The sequence below is a fragment of the Paenibacillus sp. J31P316 genome (assembly GCF_056269105.1).
The window spans coordinates 249,883-276,281 of sequence record NZ_JBWDNI010000004.1 but is presented as its reverse complement, the minus strand read 5'-3'; the positions used below and the strand labels follow the sequence as shown (position 1 = coordinate 276,281).

Here is a 26,399-nt window from a genome sequence, read left to right as displayed (position 1 = left end):
AGTTCAACGTTGTGCGTCTAGTCGTTTATTAGGATGTCGGATGATAGCCAAATGGAAACATCTAGCTCTTCTCGATGAGCTCGATCCAATCGTTGAACTCGGTTTGCAGCATCCGATATTCGGTCACCAGCTTCCCATGCTCGGTCTGCAGCTTCTCATGAACGGATCGAAGTTCTTGTTTGTCCTGCACAGCCTCGTTCAGCGCCGACTCCAGCTCCGCGAAGCGTTCGTCGATCTGCTGCGACTGCTGCTTCGACATCCGGGCTTCGTCTTCGATCAGACGCAACTGCTCCAGCAGTCCGGCTTCCGACTCGGCATGCGCAGCGGCTTGCTGCCTAGCAAGCTCAATCTCTGCTTCTGCCTCTCGTGACTGACGCTCCAGTTCGGCAGCCGCTTCGTCGGAGATGCGTTCCACTTCCGCCATCTGCTGCCGCGCTTCGCGCATGAGATCGGCCGCGCGATCTTCGGCCGCCTCCAGCCGTTCCGCCAGCTCAGCGTTCCGCTTGTTCAACAGCTCAAGTTCCTGACGCACTTGGTCCCGCTGTTCGCTTAACTCGAGCCGCACCTGCAGCTCGTCTTCCGCGCTATGCTGCGCATCCTGCAGCAAACGATTCAGCTCGACAAGCCGTTCTTCCTGCTGTTGGAATGCTTCTGCACGGCGCTGTTCGTTTCTTTGCAGCTGTTCTGCATGCTGATGCAGCTGCTCTGCGGCAAACTCCCGCTCCTGCAGCTCACGCTGCAATCGCTCGATGGTCGTGCGCTGCTTCGTTTCTTGCTCGGCCGCTTCCGTCAGGAGCAGCTCGCCGTTTTCATGCGCCTCAAGCAGCTGCTTGCGCAAGCTCTCCAGCTCTGTTCGGGTTGCGGCCAGCTGCTCCGCAAGCTGTCCGCGCTCTTGATGCAGCGCTTCGCTCCGGCTGTGAAGCTCATCCTGAAGCGACTGCTCGCGTGCAGCCGCTGCGGCGTAGGCTTCTTCCAGCTGCCGCTCATAGTCGGCTGCGCGCTTCGCAGCATCGTCGGCGTTCTCCTGCAGTGACTGCTCCAGCAGCGAATGCGCGGCTTCGCGTTCTTGCGCCAGCTTCGACGCGGCGGCCGACTGCTCCTCGGCCAGCGCCGAACGGAGCTGAGCCAGCTGATCACGCAGCTCGGCCTCAGCTGCGTTTGCTTGCGCCACGGCCAGTTCGGTTTCGTTCCGCATCTGTTCCGCCAGCTCGATTGCTTCCTGCAACGAACGATCGGCTTCCGCTCGCGTCTGCTCAAGCTGCGCTTGCAGCTCCGCCCGCGCCTCCGCCAATTGCTCGGCGGCTGTGGAAGCGGTCGCTTCCTGCAGCGCACGTTCGCGCCTCAGATCTTCCTCGTGCTTGTCCTGCGTCTCGATCAACTCCAGCAGAGCCGCCTCGCGTTCTTGCTCCAGCTCGGCATGCGCGGCATCGCGCTGCTGCGCAAGCTGTGCTTCCATGGCTCGGCGATGTTCCGCCAGCTGTGCCTCCATCGCTTCACGCAGCTGCGCCAGCTCGGCTGCCGCTTCCGCTCTCATGCGCTCCAGCTCCCCCGCGGCGCCAGATTCCGCCTCGCGGAGCGCTTTCTCATGCGCTCTGCGTTCCTCGGCTGCCCGCGCAGCCGAAGCAAGCAGCATCGACTCGTATGCATCGCGCTCCTCGGCTGATTTCGCCGCTGTTGCTTGCAGCGATTGCTCGGCTGCTTCGCGCTCGGACGCCGCATGCGCTTCCGCTGCACGCAGTGCCTGCTCATGCGTCTCGCGCAGCGCTTGCTCCGACGCTTCGCGCTCTGCTGCCGCCTGCGCTTCCGCAGCACGCAGTGCCTGCTCATGCACCTCGCGCAGCGATTGCTCGGCTGCTTCGCGCTCTGCTGCTGCCTGCGCTTCCGCTGCACGCAGTGCCTGCTCATGCGCCTCGCGCAGCGACTGCTCGGCTGCTTCGCGCTCTGCTGCCGCCTGCGCTTCCGCTGCACGCAGTGCCTGCTCATGCGCCTCGCGCAGCGCGTGCTCGGACGCTTCGCGTTCTGCTGCCGCCTGCGCTTCCGCTGCACGCAGTGCCTGCTCATGCGCCTCGCGCAGCGCTTGCTCGGACGCATCGCGCTCTGCTGCCGCCTGCGCTTCCGCTGCACGCAGTGCCTGCTCATGCGCTTCCAGCGCCTCCAGCTCCGACAGCTCGCGCAGCTCACGCTCTTGCGCCAGCTGGGACTCCAGCGATTCGCGCAAACGGGCGAATTGCGATGCTGCCGCTTCTTTTGCCGCCGTCAGCTCCGCTTCGGACGTCTCTCGCATGCGAACCAGCTCCGCTTCAGCTGCTTCGCGCTCCGCCGCTGCCAGTTCCTGCGCCGACTGCAATTGTCGCTCAATCGCCTCGCGTTCTGCTGCCGCGCGCGTTTCTGCTTCGCGCAGCGCCTGCTCGTGCGCTTCAATCGCCTCAAGCTCAGCCAGCTCGCGCTGCTCCCGCTCCTCTGCCAGCTGCGATTCCAGCGCAGCCCTCAGGTCCGCCAGCTCCGCTACCGCCCTATCACGTGCAGCCGTCAACTCGCCGCCTGCCGTTTCCTGCGCCCGTGCAAGCGCCGCTTCAGCCGCTTCAAGCTCACCGGCTGCCTTCGCTTCCGCATCGCGCAGCGCCGCTTCATGAGCCTCACGCTCGGCCGCTGCCTGCGCTTGCAGCGCCTGCAATGACTGCTCGAGCATCTCGCGCTCCGCCGTTGCCCGCGATTCTGCCTCTCGCAGCGCTTGTTCATGCGCTTCCAGTGCTTCCAGCTCCGATAGCTCACGGCTATCCCGTTCCTGCTCCAGCGCCGATCGCTGCCGCGCTAGCTCAGCCTCCAGCGATTCGCGCAGCTGCGCCTGTTCTGCCGCCGCGGCTTCCAATACCCGTGTCAGCTCCGCCTCGGCCGCTTCGCGATCCCGCGCACGCTCTGCCGCGATCGCTTCCAGCTCGGCTGCCGCCTTGGCCTCCACGGACTGAAGCGCCTCTTGAGCGGCCTGCGCCGCCAAATCCTGGCGTTCCCACTCCTGCTCCAGATCCAGGCGCTGCTGCGCCAGCTGGGCTTCCAGCGTCTCGCGAACTTGCGCCAACTCTCCGGAGGCAGACTCGCGTTCCCGTGCAAGCTCTGCCGCTGCCGCTTCCGTCGCATTCGCGAGCATTGCCGCGGCCGCTTCTCGCTCGCGCGCCAGCTCGCCGGAGGCCGACTCGCGTTCCCGTTCAAGCTCTGCCGCTGCGGCTTCCTTCGCTAGCGCCAGCTTGGCTTCAGCTGCTTCGCGCTCGCGCGCCAACTCAGCCGCTGCCGCTTCACGTTCGGATGCCGCAAGCATCTCGGCAGCTTGTCTTGCTGCCTCAAGCGCCTCTTCAGCTTCCAGCGTCTCCAGCAGCCGGTTCTCCCGCTCCTGTTCCAAAGCCTGACGCTGCTGTTCAAGCTCGCGTTCAAGCGATTCGCGCAGCTGCGCCAGCTCCGACTCCAACTCTTCGCGCACGCGGGTCGTTTCGGCTGCGGCAGCCTCGCGGGCCTCCAATAGCTTGGAATCCGCTTCCTGCTGCGCCTGATCCACGACATCCTGCCACGAACGGACGGAGGCTGCATGCCGTTCCTGCTCCTCGGTCAGCTCGCCGCGCACGCGCAGCAGTTCAGCTTCGAGTGCTTCCCGGACCTGCGCCAGCTCCGCTGCAGCCGCTTCGCGCGCTTCCGCCGCTGCAGCCTCCGAATCCCGAAGCGCTTGCTCCATTCGTCCCTGCAGCAGCGCGCCGAGGCGCTCCATTTCTTCCAACGTGGCCTCGCGCTCCACCTCGCGTTCCCATTCCAGCTCTTCCCGCGCGCGCACGAATGCCGCCTCGGCTGCTTCGCGCTCTGCCCCTTGCTCCGCCAACAACCGCTCCTGCTCAGCCAGCGCAACCTCGCGAGCCTCTTCATGCTCCAGCATCGCAAGCTCCAGCTCATCCCGCGCAGCAGCCAGATCGCGCTCCCGCTGCGCCTCAAGCGACTCGCGCACGCGAGCCAGCTCTGCAGCTGCGGCAGCTTGCGCTTCGGCAAGCTTGCCCTCGGCATCGCGCACCGCGTCTTCAAGCCGCGCCTGCAGACTGGCGCTTATGCGTTCCAGCTCGGCGCGGGAATGCTCGCGTTCCGCCTCCAGCGCAGTCTCTCCGCTAAGCCGCTCCGCCTCCAGCTGACCTTGCAGCGTATCCAGGATCAGCTTTGCCTGCTCCATTTCGGCCACGGCGACCCTGCGGCGTTCCTCCGTCTCGAGCATATGCTCGTTCTCCACGCGAAGACGGAACACGTCCTCCGCCATTTGGACAGATGCCAGCATCGCGAGCTTGGGCAAATCCAAGCGCGGATAGCCCTTGGCCAGTTTATGTAAATTCTCATCCACGAAAGCGGCTATCCGCTTAATGTATTCCGGATTATTATGACCTGTCAGCTTGAATTGGTTACCGTATATATCAACCGTCACACGTGTCCGATCGGCAGCGTTCATGAGGGTATCCTCCTATTGTTCCGGGTGAAAATTGCATTGCATCCCTTTTCGACATTCATCACATTCAGATCGTCTTTGCCGTCAGTTTCCGTTAACTCTTGCTGCATGTTTCCTGGCGCAAACCTGAACCGAATACTCGTTGTCGCGAACGCTTACATTGCGGCAGCACCGGACTTTAACCAATCCAGCCTGGCGAAAATAAAACAAAGCCGCATCGAGATTCGTTCGCAAGGAACTAATTCGATGCGGCTAAGGGCATCTCCTGCCTATTTACGCAATTCTGCTTCAAAAGATTGTTCTAATTTAGCGACGACCTTGCCGTGAACTTCCGTCACTTCTTCGTCCGTCAGCGTACGCTCCGCATGGCGGTATACAAGCGACAAGGCAACGCTCTTCTTATCGGCTCCAAGCTTCTCGCCGGTGAAGATATCGAAGATGCGAATCGACTCCAGGAGCTCGCCCGCAGTCTCGGCGGCGGCTTCGATCAGCTTGCCCGCTTCCACGTCGCGATTCAGCACGACCGCAATATCCCGCTCCATGGCCGGGTAACGCGGCAGCGCCTTGTAGACGATCGCGGAATCGGCAACTTCGTACAGAGGCGCCAGCTCGACTTCGAGCACGTACGTGTCCGCGAGGTCGTGGTCGATTTGAACGCCCGGATGCAGCTGCCCCAGGTAACCGATCGTCACGGGACCGCGCTCGCCTCGCAATACGATAGCCGCGGTGCGGCCAGGATGCATATGCTCCGGCTGTGCGGCTTCGTAGCTGATGGATCCGCTCACGCCGAGCACGTCGGCCAGCGTTTCCACGATCCCCTTCAGGTCATAGAAGTCGTACGCTTCCGCTTTGCGGTTCCATTCCGCTCGGATGCGGCTGCCGGACAGCAGAACTCCTAGACGGTGCTTCTCATGCGGAAGGCGAGTCAGCGTTTCTTCGTCCGTATGGAAGACGCTGCCGATTTCGAAAATCGCGGCATCGTCGTTCTTCCGGTTACGGTTATACGCTGCCGTCTCCAGGAGCTGCGGAAGCAGGCTCGTGCGAAGCACGCTGCGATCCTCACTCATCGGAAGCGCCAGCCGAACCGGAAGCACGCCGGCACCGTTCAGCGCAGGGAACAGCTTCGTGCGGTCCGGATGCGTGAACGAGTAGCTGATCACTTCATGCAATCCGGCATCCGTGAGGCGCTTGCGCAGCTCGCGGCGGATCGCCTGCGGCTTCGTCAGCGCGCCGGGCGTGGCGGCACCTTCGATAGCCGTCGTCGGGATGTTGTCATACCCGTACAAACGGGCCGCTTCTTCGATCAAATCGACGTCGCGGGTAATATCGCCGCGTCTTGTCGGCACATCTACGGTAAATACCCCGTCGCCGGATAATTGAAACGGGAATTGCAAGCGGCTGAAAATCGTCTCCAGCTCCAGCTTCGAAAGCTCCGTTCCGAGGTAACGGTTAATCTTCTCGATCGAGACCGCAACGACCGTTTTCTCCGCCGGTTCCGATATTTCTTCCACGATGCCCTCGAGCACATGGCCGCTGGCATATTCCGCCATCAGCGCGGCTGCCCGGTCGAGCGCAGGAATGATTCGCGCAGGATCGACGCCTTTCTCGAAGCGCACGCTCGATTCCGAACGCAAGCCGACCTGACGGGATGTCTTGCGAACCGTGCCGCCTTCGAAGCGAGCGGATTCGAGCAGGATGTTAACGGTCGAAGCCGTCACCTCGGAGTCTGCTCCGCCCATAACGCCCGCAAGCGCAAGCGGCGACGTGCCGTCCGTAATGACCAACATGTGCGGCTCCAGCTTCCGTTCCTGCCCGTCCAACGTCTTCATCGTCTCGCCTTCGTTCGCAAGGCGCACGACGATGCGGCCTTCCGGAATCCGATCGGCGTCGAACGCATGCAGCGGCTGACCGTATTCCAGCATGACGAAGTTCGTGATATCGACGACATTGCTGATCGGACGGATGCCCGCAGCCATCAGACGGTTCTGCAGCCATAGCGGCGATGGGCCGATGTTTACGCCTTTGATGTAACGCGCGGCATAGTGCGCGCATTGTTCCTTCGCTTCGATCCGGACCGACACATGCGCGGAAGCCTGCTCCGACGAATCGCTGATCCGAGTGTCAGGAAGCTTCACCGTGCGGCCCGTCAGCGCGCCGACTTCGTAAGCGACGCCCAGCATGCTGAGGCAGTCCGAACGGTTCGGCGTCAAATCCAGCTCCAGTACTTCATCGTCGATGCCGAGTACGTCCAGGATGGATGCGCCGACCGCGGTGTTCTCCGGAAGCACGAGAATGCCTTCCTGCAGTTCTTTCGGCAGCAGCTTGTCGTTCAAGCCCAATTCCTTCGCGGAGCAGATCATCCCTTGGGAATCCACGCCGCGCAGCTTCGCCTTCTTGATTGCGAAATCGCCTGGCAGCACCGCGCCGATCGTCGCAACGGGAACCAGCTGGCCCGCGTCCACGTTCTTCGCGCCACAGACGATCTGCAGCACTTCCGGACCGCCGACGTCAACCGTGCACACGTTCAGCTTATCCGCATCGGGGTGCTTTTCCTTCGTCAGCACGCGCCCGACGACGACGCCGGTCACGCCTTTGTTGCGGGATTCGACCACGTCGATCTCGATGCCGCCGCTCGTCATCAGCTCGGCCAGCTGCTTGCCCGTGTAGCCGTCCAAATCGATATATTGACTCAACCATTTATAAGATACGTTCATCGTATATGCCTCCTTCTCACATTCGGACAAACTGGCTCAGGAAGCGCAGGTCGTTCGTATAGAAATGACGAATGTCGTCAATGCCGTATTTCAAGATCGCGATCCGCTCCACGCCCATGCCGAACGCGAAACCGCTGACTTCCTTCGGATCGTAGCCGCCCATCTCGAGCACGCGCGGATGCACCATGCCGCAGCCGAGAATTTCGATCCAGCCGGTATGCTTGCACATCCGGCAGCCGTGGCCGCCGCATTTTACGCAGGTCACGTCCACTTCCGCGCTTGGCTCCGTGAACGGGAAGAAGCTCGGGCGCAGACGGATTTGCGCCTGCTTGCCGTACATCAGCTGCACGAACTGCAGCAGCGTGCCTTTCAGATCGCTCATGCGGATGTTCGGTCCGATGACGAGACCTTCGATTTGATTGAACTGGAACGAATGCGTCGCGTCGTCGTCGTCGCGGCGGTATACTTTACCCGGGCAAATGACCTTGACCGGCTTTCCGTTCATCGCCTTCATCGTCCGGACTTGGACCGGCGAAGTATGCGTCCGCATGAGGATCTCGTCCGTCACGTAGAACGAATCCTGCATATCGCGCGCCGGATGGTTCTTCGGCAGGTTCAGCGCTTCGAAGTTGAAGAAGTCCGTCTCGACCTCCGGTCCTTCCGCGATGGAGTAACCCATGCCGATGAACGCGTCCTCGATTTCCTGCGCGACCTTGTTCAGCGGATGCACCGCGCCGGCAGCGAGCTTCTTGCCCGGCAGCGTAACGTCGATCGTTTCCGCGCGGAGGCGGTTCTCCGTCTCGGCTTGCTGGAACGCGGCTTGTTTCGTCTCGATGACTTCTTCGATGGCGGCGCGCACCTCGTTGCCGACCTGACCGATAACCGGACGTTCCTCGGCGCTCAAGCTTCCCATGCCGCGGAGAATTTCCGTCAGCGCGCCTTTCTTGCCCAAATATTTGATCCGCAGGTCGTTCAGCTGCTGCGGACCGGCGACTCCCTGCAGCTCCTGCAGCGCCTCAACGCGCAATGCTTCCAAACGCTCTTTCATTACCATTCAGCCCCTTCTGCGAAAATAAAAAAACGGTCCTCTCTCCCCGTAAGGGACGAAAGAACCGTGTTACCACCCTAATTCAAATTGCCCGGCTATAACGAAGCCGATGAGCAATTCCTCATCAATCCGGATATCGGCCGGACGACCGGTGCTTCCTACCTCATGCAGCCGCTATGGCCGCACCCGTTCAGAAGCCTGCTCGGAAGCGAACTTCGGCAGCCTGGTTTCCTAAAGACGCTCTCAGTCTGGCGGCGTCTTCTCCCTGTTAAGAAAGCACTGCGTACTCTTCTTCCTCATTGCATTGGCGTATATGGATATAGTATACGAAATTTCCATCTCTCTTCGCAAGTCTACTCCGCGAGTCTTTCGACATACACCGACCGGATGTCCGTTTTCTTCAAGCCATACGCCTTAAGAGGCGCAATTTGCACCCGGCCCGGACAATGAGCCCCCAGCCTCGATTAACGCTTCTTGCGGGCCAGCGCAGCGATAAGCGCAAGCGCGCCTAGTACGACTGCCGCGATCGACAAGCCTAACGTAACGTTCTCCTTCGTGCTGCTTGAATCGCCATTGTCTGCTGTATCTTGCGCGTCTGCTGCACCGTGCGAATCCGTCGCCGCGGCATCGCCCGTCGCTGCCGGCGCGCCGTGTCCGTCGCCTTCTCCGGTGCCCGCCGCGACCGTCGTCACGGACGCCGGATAATCGGCACCGTCCGCGCCGACCCATTCGACTACGGACTTGTCGCTGTAGGTTTGGTAGGCTTTCCATACCAATTGCGTCGCATCGTCCGCTACTTTGCCGGATACGCGGAAGTCGGTGAATTCCGTCTGCGAGAGGCCGCTGCCTTCCGACGTCCACGTGATGGACTTGATCGCTTTCGTGTCTGCTGCAAGCTCGAGCTCGTATTTCCAGCCCGCCTTCGGCTCGACGCGGCTGACGGCAACGCCATCCGGGACGGTCACCTTGACGGTCGTCGTCGTGACGTTCTCTTTTTCGCTCGGCACGCGGACCGAGAATACTTCATAAGTGCCTTGCGTCGTTTGCTTCGGCTGCACCGTTACATGCGCGCTTGCCATCGAAGCGAACAGGAACAGCGACAACACGGCAGCCCCCATAATGGACATTTTCTTGAATCGTTTCAACATCTAATTACATCCTCCCCGTAAGCAGATGATTCCCATCTGCTTTGCCAGCATTCGTTTATCTATGAGCGAGTATACCCCAGTCCTCTCCCGAAGGCATGACTCGAACGAGCTATACGAATGTTACGAATTCGTGTCCCGGCGGAGAAGGCGTTCGATCAATCTTTCACAAGCCCTTTCTCCATCGCGTAACGCGTCAGCTGGACCCGGTTGTCGAGATGGAGCTTCTGCAAAATGTTCTTCAAATGATTCTTGACCGTATGCTCGGAGAGGCCGAAGTTTTCGGCGATCTGCTTATTGGAACCGCCCAAAGCGACCTGCTCCAGCACTTCGCGTTCGCGCTGCGTCAGCGCGGTATGGAACGTTTCCGCCGCAGCCTGATCTCCGCTCCGGACCGTTGCCGCTTGGCCTCCTGAACGCTGGGCCTTGCCGGCGCCGCTTCCGCCGTTGAATTCCTGGAGCATGCGGAACGCGAGTTCCTTGGACAACGGCGCTTCATCCAACGCCACGGCCCGCAAATACTCCAGCCAGGACGAGGGCGACAGGTTCTTCAGCAGATAGCCCTGGGCGCCCCGTTTGATGGATTCGAACAGATCCGTGATATCGTCGGACACCGTCACCATGATGATTTTGATGCGCGGGTCGACGGACTTGATGAGCGCCGTCGCTTCCAAGCCCGACATCACGGGCATGTTGATATCCATCAGCACCAGATCGGGTGCTAAATCCGCCGCCAGCATGAGCGCCTGCTCGCCATTCGCCGCTTCTCCCACGATTTCGAACTCCGGTGCGCCTCCCAGAATATCGCGCATGCCTTCCCGTCCATGCGGATGATCGTCCGCCAGCAGCACTCTGACCGTCCCGCTCATCGCCCTCATCCTCTCTTCACGACTTCTACAATCGTTCCGCCGCTCCATAAGTCATGGTTCTCGTCTTTCGCCGAGCCGACGCTGCGCACGCGGAACTGCCAGCCCATCGCATCCGCCCTGCCTTGCATCATGCGGACGCCGTAGCGGCCCTTCGCCGTCAGCTGCTCCGGCTCTGCGCCGACGCCATCGTCGCGGACCGTACAGCGGAACGACTCTCCGGATCCGGCGTCTCGGGGAACGGCGCGCACGATCAAGCGGGACGCCCTCGCATGCTTCTGCACGTTCAGCATCGCTTCCCGAACGATGGCAAGCAGCTCCACCTTCTCTTTGCCCGTCAGCTTGGCATCCGTCAGCTGCCAGTCGAGCTCGACAATAAGTCCTCCGAGCGTCAGCTCTGCGGCCATATCCACCACCGCCTGCATCCATTGCACCTCGGTCTTGGATGGCTCGCTTCTCAGGCTTGCAATGGATTGACGGACATCCTCGTAGACATGTTTGACCGTCCTGCGCAGCTGCTGCGCCGTATCCGCGACAAGCTCGGGATCTCGAGCCTGTTCCAGCTTATCCAGCTTCACGGACAATAGGAAGAGCGACTGCGAGATGCCGTCGTGCAGCTCCCGCGCCAGCTGCTCCCGTTCCATGAACGCCGCCTCGGCCGCCTTGGACTGCTGCAGCGTTTCTTGGGTATCCTCCAGCATCCGAAAAAGCTTGAGCAGCAGCGTTGCCGTCACCGTAATGACGATCAAGGGGGTCAGCGCATTGCCGAGGCCCATCGACAGATAGGGCAGCAACAGCGTATGGCGCAAGTACTCCCACAGGGCGACCGTCAAGGTCGGCGTCCATAAAATGAGCCATTTGATGCGCTTGTACGTCATGGGTTGGCCTCCTTGGAATGACCTACGGTCGCTGGATGTTCACTACCATATAAAAACAAGCACATCGTTTTTCGTTTAATAATTACGGAACTCCACCTTCTGCACGGTCTCGTTGTCGTCCTTATCCCTGACGCGGATCTCGGCCTCCCAGCGGCCAGCGAACGGAATGAACGGACCTTCCGCCTTATAAGCGGTTTTCACGAAGCCGTCGAAGTCCGTGAGCTCCGTATCTTCGTACGGCTGCAGCGGCACCTCGATCGGCCCCAGTTCCTTGCGGTCCTGCGAGAACAGTCGGACCTGCACCGCTTTCGCCGCGCCGACGGCATCCGGCAGCCACACTTTGAGCGAAATTTCGTTAATGCCCGCCTTGTTCGGCGTCACTCTGAGCGATACGTGCAGCTTGTCGCCCATTTGATGATACGTCACGGGCGTGTTGGCAGGCAGCGGGCTGATATACGTAAATAAGGCAGCCACGATAATAATGAGCGCCATTAGCGTCGCATCCACGCGCAGCAGAGCCACCGCCGGCAAGCCGCCTTTTCGAATCTTCAGATGAAGCGTGCCGCCGACGCCCAGCACCAGAACGACGAGGCCGGTCTTAATCAATAGCAGCGTGCCCCAAGAGGTATAGAACAGATACTTCAGGCTCGGCAGGAACAGCAGCGTCATGCCGACGCCGGATAACGTCAGCAGGACTAAGGACAGCAGCGCGGCCCTCGAGAACAAGACTGCGAACCGCCCCGCTTCCTTGCGATCCTTCTGCCACAGCGCGAGCAGCAGCATCAGTCCTCCGGCCCATACCGCGCCGGAAGCCAGATGAACGAAATCGAACAGGAGCGACGCCGACTTCGGCGAGAATACGGCAGCATGCCCGCTCCAGCTCTCGACGGCGAGAATCGCGACAGCCCATACCGCTCTTGCGATCGGATGCAAGCGGATGAACAGAAAGCCGATCAGCGACAGCGCCAGAAGCGCGATCCATTCCTTGCCCACGGTCGTTTCCAGGAACAGCTTGCCGTAATCGCCTGTCGGATAGCCCTTCAGAATTTCGCGCGCATGCGCGAAAATATAGACCAGCACGGCGACAAGCAGCGTGCGGAGCGCGATCGGCTCCCACTTCTTCTGAATGTCCGGCAGGATAACGCCGCGGCCTCTCGAGAGAAGCGGCCAGAGCATAAGCCCTGCCGTCCACAGCAATGCCGCATAGTATAAAGAACGAACGGCATAAATAATGAACTGATTGGTCGTCAACTGCGTAGAAACGCCATGTCCCTCGTGTCCCAACTCCTTATGCGGGTCAAAGGCCGAGGCATCCACCGCTTGCGGCGGATTGCCGACCACGAAGACGTACGATCCGCTGACGGGATGCCCGTCTGCCGAAATGATCGCATACGACACCGTATAGACGCCTTCGCCAAGCTCGGGCAGCGCAAGCGAGATCGACTTATGGTCGGCGCTTGTCTTCGGTTCCGCATCCGTCACCCGTCTGGATTTGTCGTCGAGCACCTCGACGGATCCGACCTTCGCTTCGATTGCTTCATTAAAGCCGAGCTCGACCAGCCTCGGGCTTTGCTCGTATTTGGTATTCGGTTCCGGTGCAGTGCGTTCAAGCTCGGAATGCGCGAAGGCTGCCGAGGAGCCTCCGAACAGCAGGAAGCTTATCCATAGACTTAGCACCGCAGCTTGCAAGAAGAAAAAAATCGGTTTTCGTTTCATATGCCTGCGGCCGATCAACATCTTGTGTCGTCACGTCCCTTCAAGTATTGCGATTTCAGTATAGCCCAGACTATCCAAACCTTAACTAAGCCTAAGTGTACTCGAGTGAACAGCCAAGCACCAACCGAAAATCCAACTTTTGTTTGAACGAATGCGACCGGCATCCGACCGCGGCCGAAGTCCCTGTTATTGTCACGACACAATCGCCGCCGGAAATGCTATAATGGTTTTTCGCTTACTTACTTTTTTTATTTTTTTATTCGGAGCGATCTGCCTCCCCCGATACCGTTTGCAAAGGGCGCGGCTATACGTTTTCATTAATTTTTCATGAAGAAAACGGGCCTTTTCAGGCGCCTGGATGTCGAATTGTTTGCCTTGACAACCACTATATATCGGTGTAACTTATGGAAGTACTTACAACATATTGTGTATAACGGGTTGTCGGACGACAACCTTCGACAAGGAGTGGCTCTGCCCGTGGATATCATTAAAAGGAATGGACAGAAAGAAGAACTTATCTTTTCCAAGCTGAAGAAAGTCATTGATTTCGCGTGTGACGGTTACAGCGACTGCGATTCGCTGGAACTGGAAACAGCTCTGCTGCCTTATTTCCGCAACAACATCACGACCAAAGAAATTCAACGTACGCTGACGCAGGTTGCGGTGGAGAAAACCAGCATCGAACAGCCGAATTGGCAGTATGTTGCGGCCAAGCTTCTCGTGTACGATCTCTATAAAGAATCCGCGATCAACCGCAAATACGGTTATTTCGGATACGGCGATTTCTACTCTCTGATCACGTACCTGACCGATAAAGGCTTATACGGCAGCTACATATTGGAACACTATACTCGCGATGAAATCCGCGAGCTCGGCAATTACATCGCGCCGGAACGCGATTACCTGTTCAACTACATCGGCCTGAAGACGCTGGCTGACCGTTATCTCATCAAGAGCTTCGGCGGCGACGTGCTTGAACTGCCGCAAGAGCTGTTCATGGGCGTAGCGATGCATTTGGCTATGAAAGAAGAAGACAAGCTGGGCTGGGCCCGCAAGTTCTACGACGTGCTGAGCCGCCTGCAAATGACGGTCGCAACGCCAACGCTCGCCAATGCGCGCAAGCCGTTCCATCAGCTGTCGAGCTGCTTCATCGATACGGTACCCGATAACCTGTGGGGCATCTACAATGTCGACTCCAGCTTCGCGCAAGTTTCCAAATTCGGCGGCGGCATGGGTATCTACATCGGCAAAGTGCGCAGCCGCGGTTCCAACATCCGTGGATACAAAGGCGTTGCCGGCGGCGTCGTGCCTTGGATCAAGAACTACAACAACACGGCGGTCGCGGTCGACCAGCTCGGCGTCCGTTCCGGTGCCGTTGCCGTCTACCTGGACGTTTGGCATAAAGATATTTTCGACTTCCTGAACTTGAAAACGAACAATGGCGACGATCGGATGAAGGCGCATGATATTTTCCCGGGCGTCTGTATCCCCGATCTGTTCATGCGCAAAGTGCAGGAGCGCGAATCCTGGTTCTTGTTTGATCCGCATGAAGTGCGCAGCTACCTGGGCTATGCCCTCGAAGACGCATGGGGCGAAGAATGGGAACGCCGCTACGAAGAGTGCGTGAATCATCCTGAGCTCTCCCGCGACGAAGTACCGGCCATCGAGATCATGAAAAGGATTCTGGCCAGCTCGTTCGAGACAGGTACGCCGTTCATCTTCTATCGCGATACGGTCAACCGGGCAAACCCGAACAAGCACAAAGGTATCGTCTATTGCTCCAACCTGTGCACCGAGATCTGCCAAAACATGAGCCCGACGGAGTATATCTCGACGACTCACGAGGACGGCATCATTTCGACGCAAGTGAAATCCGGCGACTACGTCGTCTGCAACCTCTCTTCCCTCAACCTTGGCCGCACGCGCTCCAAGGAGGAAATCGAAGAGGTCGTCAGCTGCCAAATGCGCATGATGGACAACGTCATCGACTTGAACCACTATCCGATTCCGCAAGCGGAAATTACGAACAAGAAATACCGCGCCGTCGGCCTCGGCACGAGCGGCTATCACCAATGGCTCGCGCTGAACGCCATCGCGTGGGAATCCGAAGAGCATCTTGACCGTGCCGACGAGCTCTATGAGTGGATCAACTACTGTGCGGTCAAAGCATCGATGGAAATCGCCAAGGAAAAAGGCGCTTACCGCGTGTTCGAAGGCAGCGAATGGCATACCGGCGCTTATTTCGAGCAGCGCGGTTACGATGCTCCTCACTGGCAGAAGCTAAAGAAAGACGTGGCTGAGCACGGCGTCCGCAACGCATGGATGTTCGCGATCGCGCCTACGGCTTCCACGTCGCTGATCGCCGGCTCGACGGCAGGCATCGACCCGATCTTCAACAAATTCTTCGTCGAAGAGAAGAAGAACGCGGTCATCCCGCAAACGGCTCCGAACCTGAACGAAGAAACGTTCTGGTACTACAAGGAAGCGCACACGATCGATCAACACTGGAGCATCCGCGCCGCGGGCCGCCGTCAGCGTCATATCGATCAGGCGCAATCGTTCAACCTTTACATCACGCCGAACTACTCGGCTAAAGAGTTCATGGATCTCTATATGTCCGCATGGGAAAACGGGCTGAAAACCGTCTACTATTGCCGTAATAAGAGCCTCGAAGTCGAGGATTGCGTGAGCTGCAGCTCATAGAAATCCGAATTGTTGAAATGGAGCTGCCCTGCGGGACAGTATGAGTTTCCAATCGCTGTTGTAGTCGGATTATTGATTGTATAAGACATTCAATGGTTATAATCCGACTACAAAGGCGACCGCTGACGCTTTTCCAACTTCATACTGCCCTCCGGGCGCTATTTCAACGAAACGGCAATTCTAAAATCGCTGCAGCACTTTAGGTAACAGGAACAGCAGGAACAGAAGGAGGCAGCCCATTTCATGGAACTGCAGAAGAAGAAACTTTTTAACGAAGACGGCGACCGCGACTGGGGCAAGCGCCGCATGATCGGCGGCAACACCACGAACCTCATCGAGCTCAACAACGTCAAATACGACTGGGCCACGAAGATGTACCGCAACATGATGAACAACTTCTGGATTCCGGAAGAAATTCCGCTCGCCCAGGATGCCAAAGACTACAAAAACCTGTCGCTCTCCGAGCGTAACAGCTACGATAAAATTATCAGCTTTCTAATATTCCTTGATTCGCTGCAAACGGCGAATCTGCCGAATATCAACGAGTACATTACTGCACCCGAAGTTAATCTCTGTCTGACTGTACAGACGTTCCAGGAAGCAGTCCACAGCCAATCCTATTCTTACATTCTAGATAGTGTTTGTGCGCCAGAGGTCCGTGACCAGATTTATAACTTGTGGCGTGAAGATAAGAATTTGCTGAAACGCAATCGGTTCATTACCGACCTGTATGAGAATTTTATTGCCAATCCGTCTTCGCAGAACTTGATCAAGACGATTATGGCTAACTATATCCTGGAAGGCATCTACTTCTACAGCGGCTTCAGCTTCTTCTATGCTCTGGGCCGTCAAGGCAAGATGCTCGGAACGGTTTCCGAAATCAAATACATCCAGCGCGATGAGCTGACTCACCTGGCCTTGTTCCAAGGTATCTTCCGCGAGATCCGCAAGGAAAACGCCGAAATGTTCACGCCGGTTTTGATCGAGGAGCTGCGCCAAATGATGCGTACCGCCGTCGAGCATGAGATCGAGTGGGGACAATACATCACGAACAACCAAATTCCAGGCATCACGGACGAGATAATCGATTCCTACATCAAGTTCCTGTCCAATGAGCGCTTGCGCAAGTTGAACCTGGATATCTTGTATCCGGAAATCGTCGAGCATCCGATGCGTTGGGTCGAAAGCTTCAGCAACATGAACGGCATGAAAACCGATTTCTTCGAGCAGAAGGTCACGAACTACAGCAAATCGTCCAACCTCAACTGGGGCGATCTGTAAAACCGATTCTTCATCGACCGCTTCCTGACCCGCTTAAGGGCAGGAGGCGGTTTTTTGCGCGCGAATGCGGTTTGCCGGACTTGGACATGATTAGAACGTTTCGGGAAATGCTCCCTTCATGGTACAATACGTAAAGAAGCCGCTTACGCATGCACGAAGCATCGCTATTAGACATACAGACTTACGGACTTACAGACTTACGGAAGCTTTAGAAGCCGCCATTTCGCCCAAAGCCTATTCGACCCGCGCGGTTAAGAGACAGGCTTCCGCCGCGTTATGGAATCGCCGTCGCATCCGATTGCGAAGTTTGCTCGGCTATCCGCCCCCATTCATCCAAGTTACGAAGCGTTTCACCGCCTCAGAACGGGTATCGCGAACGCAGTACCGGACACCGAAACAGCCACACCGCTGCCGAACAATGACGCGCAAGACTAAAGTCCAGCCGCAAAACCAGACTGCAGCCGTTATCACGCTTTCCGGACATCCGTGTACACTTGATGAAGAACGATCGTGGAAAAGAGGGTATCACATATGTCTCAACAAATTTATGTCATCAATGCGGCTTTAGCCGTCCTGCTGCTGCTGCTCGCGTTATGCGCAGGCTTCATGTCGGGCAGTCTTGCTTTCCGCAAAACGGAGGAATCGCTGCAGCGCACATCCCTCGCGACGCTGGCACTGATCGGTTCGATGACGCTCATCTCCATCGGCAAGGTAACCATGCTCATTGCGACCTATTCCTATCGCAGCTGGTTCGTCCTTGACTCGGCACTGCTGTTCCTGACGCTCATCATGGCTCCCACGATCGCCATTGCCTTCTTCTCGCTTCCCCGCCTGCTTCAGCTGGCCAAGCTGCAGCCTCGCGAATCGGAAGCGGCGATCAGCCGTACGAAACGTCGTGCCGCCTCCGAAGTGAGGCTTGTCGTGCCGATTCAGGTGCTCGTCATCGAAGCGCTGCTGTACGCCTCCATCAACGTTTTCCCGCTTGGCATGGCGCATCGCAAGCAAATGCTGGTTATCGGCCTGTTTGTTCTGATGTCGCCCGCAGTGCTGATCTGGCGGCAATCTATCCGCCATCGGCGCATTCACCGGGACGACGGCACGTCGACCATTCATTTTATTAAACGGGTCGTCTTCATCACCATGGCCTTCATGCTGCTGGCATTCGGAGTCATTCATACGATGAATAACGCAAAAACGCTCAGCGACGATGCCGCTGAGCGTGACGAAATGCTTCCATTCTCCATTACGATATCCCCTGCCTTTACAGGCAAATAACTCTTATTGCAACCCTGCTCTGCGGGCTACATAGTCCGGCCAATACGTTTCCTCAATGGCCGGGCAGTCCCGCGGGTTCTCCCACACGTATACCCATCCTTGCCGCGACGATGACTCAAGGTCCGTGGCCCACACGCGCTCGTAATCATTCTCCTCTTCGATCCCGTAGAACGCTTCCAGCTCGTCCATTTGCCTCAGCCCATGTTCGTTGACCGTGATCCATAAACCGCGAACCCGCAAGCCGTCCGCATCAGCCGGCTCGTCGCGCAGCAGGGCGGGATATGGACCGCAATCGACAAGGCGGCCGCGCACCTGGCCTGGCTCCTGATTGCAGATAAACGGAGCAGCGACATGATGATTAGCCTGTCCCGGAAGAAGCGATCCATAGATAAAGACCGTAAACAGTCTCTCGCTCATCGGCGGCAGCCTCCTTATCGCAACGATTACGCCGTCTGGCTGCGATGTTTGAACCAATTCTCGAATAAATTCGCCGGAATCGGCTGCGTATAATAGTAACCCTGCGCTTCCTCGCAGTTGCGCTCCCGCAGGAGCTTGATTTGCTCGTCGTTCTCCACGCCTTCAGCGGTTACCTTGAGCTTCAGCGTCTTGGCCATCGTCGTAATGGTCTGTACGATCGCCGCATCACTGCCGCCCTGCGTCAAATCGCTCACGAAGCTGCGGTCGATCTTCAGCTTGTCGATCGGGAATCGCTTGAGCGAAATCAGCGAGCTGTAGCCTGTTCCAAAATCATCGATGCTGATCTGAACGCCCAGCTCCTTCAGGCTGGATAATGTCTCTGCCGCAAACTCTACGTCGCTCGTCATACTTTCCGTGATCTCGAGCTCCAAGTATTGCGGCGGCATGCCCGACTGCTCCAGAATCTCCTTGATCCGGTCTGCCAGCTGCTGCTGCCTGAACTGGCGCATCGATAGGTTGACCGACATCATCATTGGCGGCAACCCTGCATCCTGCCATGCTTTGTTCTGTCTGCAGGCCGCGCCCAGCACCCATTCGCCAAGCTGAAGGATGAGTCCGTTCTCTTCCGTCAGCGGGATGAATTCGCCAGGCGGCAGCAATCCCCGCTTCGGATGATGCCAGCGCACCAGCGCTTCCACGCCAACGACCTTGCCGCTGTTCAAGTTAACAAGCGGCTGATAGGCCAGCGCAAACTGCTCCTCGTCGATCGCACGGCGCAGATCGCTTTCCAGGCGCAGCCGATCCTGTGCGCCGCGGTTCATCTCGGGCTCGTAGCTCGAGAACTCGTTGCGATGCGCCTTCGCCGAATACAACGCCGTATCCGCGTTCTTGAGCAAGACGTCGACGCTGTCTCCGTCCTGAGGGTAGAACGATACGCCCAGGCTGATCGTGATATGGTATTCGGCTTCATCCAGCACGAACGGGGCATCGAACAGACCCATGATCGCTTTCGCACGCTGCTCGATCGGCTCCCCTTCCGTTTCCACGTTCGGCATGAGCAGGGCAAATTCGTCGCCGCCCATGCGATAGAGGCGGTTCGCTTTGTCTGCCGCAAGCTTCAGCCGCTCGGAGACGGCCTGCAGAATACGGTCGCCGAAGGAATGCCCCAGCGCGTCGTTGAACGTCTTGAAGCGGTCGATATCGAGCAGGAATACGGCAATGCGGCTCTTGCTCTGCCTTGCCTGCTTCAACTCCTCGTTCAGCTGCTCCTTCAGCAGCCGGCGATTGGATAGTCCGGTTAGCTCGTCGTAATTGGACAGAAAATGAATGCGGGATTCCGAATGCTTATGCTGCCGTAACGGCTCTTCAATCGTTATGACATACATGCCCTTCATCAGAAAATAGTAGCCTGCCAGCTTGTAGACATGTCCGATTAGAAAATCGCTGTCATGCGGATGGGCGCTCAGCATGAATTGCAGCGCCGATAGAAGGAAGAAAGCCAGCGATTGGATAATCGTCAACAGCGCCTGCGGACGTTCATTCCGATTGCGGAACAGCACCATGCTCACCGTGCCGAGATAAGTGAAGGCAACTACCGTTTGAGCCGCAAAGCGCAGCAGCTTCACGCCTCGTTCCGTATCCAGCAGCGGTATGGCATGCTGCGGCAACTGGAAGTATACAGCGGCAGCGGCACATGCAAGGCCGATTCCGATGAGAATGGCCGGCAAACGTCTCCCGGACGGCACCGGTGCATCGCTGCGACTCAGAATGACGAATACCCCGATAGCCCCAGCAAGCTGAGCCGTGAGCGTAAAAAGCAGTGTCAGCGGCATGGCGCCGCCGATCATCCGATAAAACGGCATGCCTTCCGCGGTCAGCCCATGGAGCATTTCGAAAATGCCTACCGCCCCGAACAACGCTGCCATATGCAGCGGATGCTTCGAGGACGAATGGACGACGAACAGGCAGCCCAGCACCAGCATCGTAAAACAGAGAGCAAAGCCAACCAGTTCCATGCCGGAATGGAGGAACAGGTAAACATGCTCCGGAATCGACCCATACAGTCCGCGATGGAAAACTCGCAGGAGAACAAAGCTAATAATAGCGGCTAATGCGGTGCCCATCGTGATTTTTTCCGCCCGGTTTATCGACATGACGTCCTCCTTCAACAAGTTAGCCCATGATGGGTGCGTGCCCTAGCCGGTTTATGGACGATGAGGCGGTCGTAATTCGATGCTTGCCGCAAGCAATCCTTGATGAAGCCGAGCGGCGAATGCCGCCGCGTGCGGCCCGTCGCCGTGCAGGCACACCGTATCCCCCTGCAAGGGTACGCGCGTGCCGTCGATCTCGATATGACCCTCGGTTATGATCGCAATCGTTTGGGCCAGCGCATCTTCTGCGCGAAGGTGCACGGCATTCGGCTTCGTCCTTGGCGTCAGGCTGCCGTCCGTCCGGTACGTGCGGTCCGCGAAAATCTCGGCTGCGCGGCGCAAACCTTGCCGGTCCGCTTCCGCTAGCAGTTCACTTCCCCACTGCGCGTATAGGATCAGCTCCGGATCGTATGCGCGGACGGCACGCACGAACGCCTCGGCAAGCTCCGGCAGTCGTCCAGCCATATGGTAGAGCGCGCCGTGCGGCTTGACATGGTGAAGTCTGCCGCCGGCAGCGCGCACGAATCCTTCCAGCGCGCCGATCTGATAGAGCGTATAGTCGTAGACGTCCTGCGGTCCGAGCGCCATCTCGCGGCGGCCGAAGCCAAGACGGTCCGGCAGGCCGGGATGCGCGCCGATCGCCGCGCCGGCCGCGACGGAGCGTTCTACCGCCTCGCGGATCGTATGCGGATCGCCTGCGTGAAAGCCGCAGGCGATATTGACGGAGGTCACGAAGGCAAGCAGCTCTTCGTCTTGACCGAACGTATAGGCGCCGTAGCTTTCGCCGAAATCGCAGTTCAAGTCGATTCGCCGGCATGGATCCGGCAAGGTGTTGTTATGTATGCTATCGATTTGCAGCGCTCCTCTCTTCTCGCTTCGGAGCAGGTTACATGGCGTGGATGGCCAAAGCAGCGGCCAGCATGCGCATTTCCCGCTCGAAGGCGAGATGCAGCTGCTGGGCCTGGGCCAGCGTAATTTCCGTGAAAGCGACCCTGTCGCCCGGCTTGCACTGCGCGAGCAGCGGCAAGTCGACCGTAGCGACATGGGCGATGATGGGGTAGCCGCCGGTGGTCTGGCAGTCGGCGGCGAGGATGATCGGCGTTCCGCCGGCCGGCACCTGTATCGTGCCGGCGACGACGCCGTGCGACAGCAGCTCCGCGCTGTCGCTTCGTTCCAGCGGGGGGCCGTCTAGGCGGACCCCCATGCGATCGGAGGCGGGAGCCACGCGATAGCGCTCCCGCTTCAGCGCCGTACGGGCCGCTTCGCGGAACTGCCCGTACCCGGCGCCCGGCATCACGCGGAGCTCGATGCCGGATTCGCTCGCGCCGCCGTAGGCGAATGGCGGCGCGAACCAGCCCGGGGCCGCCCAGCTTCGGCGGCGGCCCTGCGGCTCTGCCGCGGCGCGCGCGGCAAGCGCGGCGCGCCAGGCGGCCGCGCGGGGCGGCTCGCCGCCGCAAGGCAGCGCGTCGCCGCGGCGCAGCGGGCGGCCGGCGAGGCCGCCGATGCCGGCGCGCGCATCGGTGCCGCGGCTGCCGAGAGCCGCGGCGGCGGCAATTCCGCCGCCGACCGCGAGGTACGCGCGGCAGCCGCCAAGCGCGGCGCCGAACGAGAGCACCGAGCCGGCGCGGGCCCAAAACGGCCGCCACAGCGGGAGCTCCTCGCCGTCGATGAGCGGCGGCATAGCCGCACCGCAAACAGCGAGCAGCAAATCCTGCTCGAGCAGCAGCTCCGGCCCGGTCAGCGTCAACTCCAGCCCGGCCTCACCCTTGGCGTTGCCGACAAGCAGATTCGCCGTACGCAGCGCGTAACGGTCCATGGCGCCGCCTTCCGCGACGCCATCCTTCCGCCACCCCGGCCGTCCCAAGTCCTGCACCGTTGTATAGAAGCCCGGTTTCAATACAAGAATGCTCATTTATCCTTCTCCTTGCAGCTGAAGCAGCATGTCATCCGCCGTGATGGGAAGGAATCGGAGCGTATCGCCCGCCCGCAGCAGGAACGGCTCCGTCCGATCGGGATCGAAGAGCCGCAGCGGCGTGCGCCCGATCACTTGCCAGCCGCCCGGCGAAGCCAGCGGATAGATGCCCGTCCCGCCGCCGGCAATGCCGACGGAGCCCGCGGGCACCCGGCTGCGCGGCGATGGCCGGCGCGGTTGGGCGAGCGCTTCCGAAAGCCCCGTCAAATAAGGAAAGCCAGGCATGAAGCCGATCATCGCGACCTCGTACGTCCCTCCGGCATGCAGCGCGACGAAGGCCTCTTCCGATATATCGGATCGAACGGCGCACTCCGCTAGATCAGGTCCGTATTCTCCGCCGTAGCACACCGGAATATCAACCGTGCGGGCAGCTGTCCCCACAGCCGCCAACGGAAGCTGCAGCAGCGGCTCGATGAAGGCTGCGGCCGCCTCATAAGGCAGCGCCGCAGTCTTCTCTCCCCGTAGACTGAATGCAAGCAGCAATGGATCATACACGACCGTAACCGTGTCGTACGCCGGTACGACGTCGATGATCCACGGCGCTCCCTGATCGCGAAGACGCAGTGCGAGCTCCGCTGCGCGCTTCCATAACGGAGCGCCGTCATCTTGCTTCAGCCCAATCGCGAGCGCGCGGTCGCCGAGGGGCCGGATGACGCTGGGCGAGGGTTGTACCGACTGTATTTTATTCGCCATATTTCACCATTATTCGACAATCTTATTTTAAACCAAACGCAACTTTGATTCAGTGCTAATCTCTTCTAGTTTGTACCATTCCGATCCTCTTGTCCAGCTACTTTCCCATGGTTTACCAAATCTTTTTTTCGACAAAATGATCCGTATTACGAGGCATATCGATTAATGACTTCCACGAGCAGATCGTTCAGCGCTTTGACCTCGTATTCGCCGACCTGCGGCTCCAAATGATCGTTGCCGATGCCGCTGTGATCCGTCAGGAACAAATACGTGCCTCCCGTGGCCGACGCCAAGAAGCGCATGATATATTCCGTATGCTCATCGACGCCGCTGGATGCAACCGGAATGATTCGAATCCCTTCCGCGGCGGCCGTCTCCGTCAATTCCCGCAGCCGCTTCGTCACCTTGCGTTCGTGATGCGGCGGCGCGTCCATGACAAGAAACAACAGCCTCGCCCGCGCATCGCCGCTCCATTCATGCTTCTCGATCGCGCTGGCCAGCGCTTCGTCCACGGCTTCCGGAAAATCGCCGCCTCCGGCCGCCTTCTGATCGGAGAGCTGGGAGACCGCCTTGTCGATATCCTCCGTGAACGGGAAAGCCTTCACGACATAATCGTCCGAGTGGTCGCGGTAAAAGTTCGCGCTTACTCGGATACCGAGCCGCTGCCCGTTGTCCTGGTCGACCCGCTTCACGACGTCCTTCAGCTCCGTCTTCAGATAGTCCAGCTCATCCTGCATCGATCCTGTCGTGTCGACCAGCAGCATCAAATCGAGTGCGCTCGGCGCTTTGACCGGATTCTCCAATTCGACCTTCAGCGCTTTCGCGCGCGGGACAGGCACATTCTCGTACCGCTTCTTCTGATTGCCGGAAGTGACCACTACCCCGTATTCCTCCTCCGTGCCCTGCTCGTCGAACAGTCCGGCATAAACATAGGCGACGCCTTCATTGTTCGTGCGCGCTTCCCACGCCGTCTCCCCATCGTTGCCGATTAGCTCGACGGTCGCATCCGCAACAGGCTTCCCGTCAGCGTTGACGTCGACCTCGAGCCGATGCTCCGGATAGATCGACCAGTACGACTGATTATTCTGCCCCTCTTGGCTGGCGAGAAGCTGCTGCCAATCCTGCCAAGCGGCCATATCATCCCATTCGCCTGCCGTCAACTGGCCTGGCTTGGAGTCGTCGTACTGCGACGATTCTCCCTTCGCCGGCGGCGTCGAAGTCCCGTCGTCGTCAGCCGCAGGCTCATCCGCTTCGTCGGAGCTGCTCGAGCCGTCGTCCGTGACGGCGTCGTTGCCGGCCGAGCTGTTCGTCCCCGTGTCTCCTGTCGCGTTCGCGGAAGAATCGGAGTTGGACGGGCTCGTATCTTTCGCGGCATTTCCCGTATTCGCGCCATTGTCGTTGCTATCATTCGAGCTGCACCCGCCCAGCATCGCCGTCAGTACAAGTACGGCGGCCAGCAGCAATCCCGCGGCGGACGTCTTCCTGATCTTCCATGCTTGCAGCCGCCACGCTTGCAGCCATGTTGGCTTCCTTCCCCGCAGCTTCGGCATCTTTCCCGTCGTTCCATTTGCTGATTCATTTGCTGTCTCTTTTTCTCTTTCAACTACTGTCTCTTTAACTCTTGCGTCTTCTCTCTCTGTTCCTTGCTCCACACGCGGATTCCGTTCCATGCCCATTTTCCAGTCCCCCTTTATATTGTTTGGACAGTAAAAAAATGTAAACGGCCGTTCATTCTCCTAACGCAGCTCGAAACCGATTTGTTGCAATCCCGGCATGGCCACATTACAATGGGAGAACATGTTTTTTCCGGAATGAGAACGCGCGCCGTCCACGTGTCGACAGCCGTCTTCCGGATATGGAAAGGAGGCGGCATTCGCCTTGGAAACCTACCAATTGACCGAGCTGTCCATCACCTACGGCGGCGCGGCGACAAGGCTCTCGTTCTCGTCGGCTCGGCTCGTCATCGTCTCCGACGCCGGCTACAAGCTGTGGTACGTCGAAGTCGACGGCATGACGCAGCATGCCCTGCTCCGCCAGTTCAATGAAACCGATCAGCTCGGCGTCACCTTGAACGGCATTACGGCGGGAGGGCGGCCTTTCGCGGGCAGCGGCTACTTCCATCCCAACGAGCCTCATCATGCGGCCGCCATCCGCGGCGACGGCGAACTTCCCGGCTTCTAGCCGCAAAGTTTGCTGCATCGCATTGCACCGAATCGCTTTTACCGCACCGACTGGCGGGCATCGCAAGCCAAAAAAAGCAGCTCCGGAAACGTCCCTTTGAGGGCCGAACCGGAGCTGCTTTTTTACGCCTCCGCATCACCAACGTAACATGGCGGCGGAAATCTATTCATGCTGCTCACTGCGGGGCAATGCCTTTAAAGAACAGCTCGAAGCTCATCGTCATGCGCGTATCGAGCGGCTCGTCGCCGTCTTCCATCGCCCAAATAATGAGCGTACCGAAGTATGACTGGAAGGCCTGCTGCGCCAGCATCTCCGCGGGCATGTCCTTGCGGATCTCGCCATTCTCCTGCGCCTGCAGAATGAGCGGAAGCAGCGCTTCCGACAACGCGTTCAGCAGCTTGTTATGGGTATCCAGGGCGCTGTCTCTGCTGAGCATCGCTTGGAACAAGGCACGCGTCAGCGGCTTGTTCATCTCGAATCGTTTGACGAGCTCGAAAATCAACAGCTGAAGACGCGGCACGAGCGGCCCCGGCGTATCCTTCAGCTTCCCCGCCTCGTTGATGGCGAATATTCCCTGCAGATCGCATAGGAGATCGTCTTTGGATGAAAAATAATTGAAAAAGGTGCCTTTGGCAACGCCGGCAAGCTTGGCGATCGCTTCGACCGTCGTCGGCTCGTAGCCTTGTTCGGAAAACAAGGCCATCGCCGCCTCTTTGATTCGCGTCCGCGTCTGCTCTTTCTTGAGTTCTCTCTGCATGCCTGATATCCTCCGTCATTCAGCCGTTCGGTTACGCCCATTGTAGCATAGCGTTGGAATCCCGTAAACTTAGGTGACCGTCGGTCATTTTTTTATATATTCATGTGCGAATTATGACGAAATCATAAGGGTAAA

General features: G+C 58.8%; 18 protein-coding genes. 4 read left to right on the top strand and 14 right to left on the bottom strand.

What is annotated here, in order from left to right; genetic code table 11:
* Positions 1-61 precede the first annotated feature (61 nt).
* From AC0YNU_RS16625 to AC0YNU_RS16595, 7 genes are all read right to left on the bottom strand, one after another.
* Positions 62-4,471: a hypothetical protein gene (locus tag AC0YNU_RS16625; protein ID WP_475758461.1), complete on the bottom strand. Its 4,410-nt coding sequence runs from the start codon at positions 4,469-4,471 to the stop codon at positions 62-64.
* 266 nt (positions 4,472-4,737) lie between these two features.
* Positions 4,738-7,182: a phenylalanine--tRNA ligase subunit beta gene (gene pheT / locus AC0YNU_RS16620; protein ID WP_475758459.1), complete on the bottom strand. Its 2,445-nt coding sequence runs from the start codon at positions 7,180-7,182 to the stop codon at positions 4,738-4,740.
* A 16-nt stretch (positions 7,183-7,198) separates the two neighbouring features.
* Entirely contained in the window at positions 7,199-8,230 is a 1,032-nt protein-coding gene (gene pheS / locus AC0YNU_RS16615) for a phenylalanine--tRNA ligase subunit alpha (protein WP_475758457.1), read from the bottom strand.
* A 464-nt stretch (positions 8,231-8,694) separates the two neighbouring features.
* A complete protein-coding gene (locus tag AC0YNU_RS16610; RefSeq protein ID WP_475758455.1) occupies positions 8,695-9,378 on the bottom strand; it encodes a YcnI family copper-binding membrane protein in 684 nt (227 codons plus the stop codon).
* A gap of 155 nt (positions 9,379-9,533) precedes the next feature.
* Positions 9,534-10,244, bottom strand: coding sequence for a response regulator (locus AC0YNU_RS16605; protein ID WP_475758453.1), 711 nt, complete (start codon positions 10,242-10,244; stop codon positions 9,534-9,536).
* Positions 10,245-10,249: 5 nt separating this feature from the next.
* Complete coding sequence (locus AC0YNU_RS16600) at positions 10,250-11,119, bottom strand: sensor histidine kinase (RefSeq protein ID WP_475758450.1); 870 nt, start codon at positions 11,117-11,119, stop codon at positions 10,250-10,252.
* A 75-nt stretch (positions 11,120-11,194) separates the two neighbouring features.
* Positions 11,195-12,835, bottom strand: coding sequence for a copper resistance CopC/CopD family protein (locus tag AC0YNU_RS16595; protein ID WP_475758448.1), 1,641 nt, complete (start codon positions 12,833-12,835; stop codon positions 11,195-11,197).
* A gap of 477 nt (positions 12,836-13,312) precedes the next feature.
* On the opposite strand from AC0YNU_RS16595, the gene AC0YNU_RS16590 reads away from it, so the two are divergent.
* The 3 genes from AC0YNU_RS16590 to AC0YNU_RS16580 all read left to right on the top strand — a co-directional run bounded on the left by AC0YNU_RS16590 (position 13,313) and on the right by AC0YNU_RS16580 (position 18,094).
* Complete coding sequence (locus AC0YNU_RS16590; protein WP_475758446.1) at positions 13,313-15,538, top strand: ribonucleoside-diphosphate reductase subunit alpha; 2,226 nt, start codon at positions 13,313-13,315, stop codon at positions 15,536-15,538.
* Positions 15,539-15,781: 243 nt separating this feature from the next.
* The gene (locus tag AC0YNU_RS16585) at positions 15,782-16,819 is read left to right on the top strand and encodes a ribonucleotide-diphosphate reductase subunit beta (RefSeq protein ID WP_475758444.1); all 1,038 of its coding nucleotides are present in this window, start codon (positions 15,782-15,784) and stop codon (positions 16,817-16,819) included.
* A gap of 531 nt (positions 16,820-17,350) precedes the next feature.
* Positions 17,351-18,094, top strand: a complete 744-nt coding sequence (locus AC0YNU_RS16580) for a hypothetical protein (RefSeq protein WP_475758442.1) — start codon at positions 17,351-17,353, stop codon at positions 18,092-18,094.
* A gap of 3 nt (positions 18,095-18,097) precedes the next feature.
* Here the strand turns inward: AC0YNU_RS16580 and AC0YNU_RS16575 are convergent, their stop codons facing one another.
* From AC0YNU_RS16575 to AC0YNU_RS16550, 6 genes are all read right to left on the bottom strand, one after another.
* Positions 18,098-18,511: a gamma-glutamylcyclotransferase family protein gene (locus AC0YNU_RS16575; protein ID WP_475758440.1), complete on the bottom strand. Its 414-nt coding sequence runs from the start codon at positions 18,509-18,511 to the stop codon at positions 18,098-18,100.
* 26 nt (positions 18,512-18,537) lie between these two features.
* Positions 18,538-20,664, bottom strand: coding sequence for an EAL domain-containing protein (locus AC0YNU_RS16570; RefSeq protein WP_475758438.1), 2,127 nt, complete (start codon positions 20,662-20,664; stop codon positions 18,538-18,540).
* A 51-nt stretch (positions 20,665-20,715) separates the two neighbouring features.
* Positions 20,716-21,462, bottom strand: coding sequence for a LamB/YcsF family protein (locus AC0YNU_RS16565; RefSeq protein ID WP_475758436.1), 747 nt, complete (start codon positions 21,460-21,462; stop codon positions 20,716-20,718).
* Between the two features lie 85 nt (positions 21,463-21,547).
* Positions 21,548-22,573, bottom strand: coding sequence for a 5-oxoprolinase subunit C family protein (locus AC0YNU_RS16560; protein ID WP_475758434.1), 1,026 nt, complete (start codon positions 22,571-22,573; stop codon positions 21,548-21,550).
* On the bottom strand, positions 22,574-23,326 hold the full coding sequence (gene pxpB, locus AC0YNU_RS16555; RefSeq protein WP_475758432.1) for a 5-oxoprolinase subunit PxpB: 753 nt from the start codon (positions 23,324-23,326) through the stop codon (positions 22,574-22,576).
* A 146-nt stretch (positions 23,327-23,472) separates the two neighbouring features.
* The gene (locus AC0YNU_RS16550) at positions 23,473-24,876 is read right to left on the bottom strand and encodes a vWA domain-containing protein (protein WP_475758430.1); all 1,404 of its coding nucleotides are present in this window, start codon (positions 24,874-24,876) and stop codon (positions 23,473-23,475) included.
* A 328-nt stretch (positions 24,877-25,204) separates the two neighbouring features.
* Here AC0YNU_RS16550 and AC0YNU_RS16545 point away from each other — a divergent pair, with 328 nt between their 5' ends.
* A complete protein-coding gene (locus AC0YNU_RS16545) occupies positions 25,205-25,507 on the top strand; it encodes a hypothetical protein (RefSeq protein WP_475758429.1) in 303 nt (100 codons plus the stop codon).
* 175 nt (positions 25,508-25,682) lie between these two features.
* Here AC0YNU_RS16545 and AC0YNU_RS16540 read toward each other — a convergent pair whose 3' ends face one another.
* Positions 25,683-26,264, bottom strand: a complete 582-nt coding sequence (locus AC0YNU_RS16540) for a TetR/AcrR family transcriptional regulator (RefSeq protein ID WP_475758427.1) — start codon at positions 26,262-26,264, stop codon at positions 25,683-25,685.
* Positions 26,265-26,399: the final 135 nt, after the last annotated feature.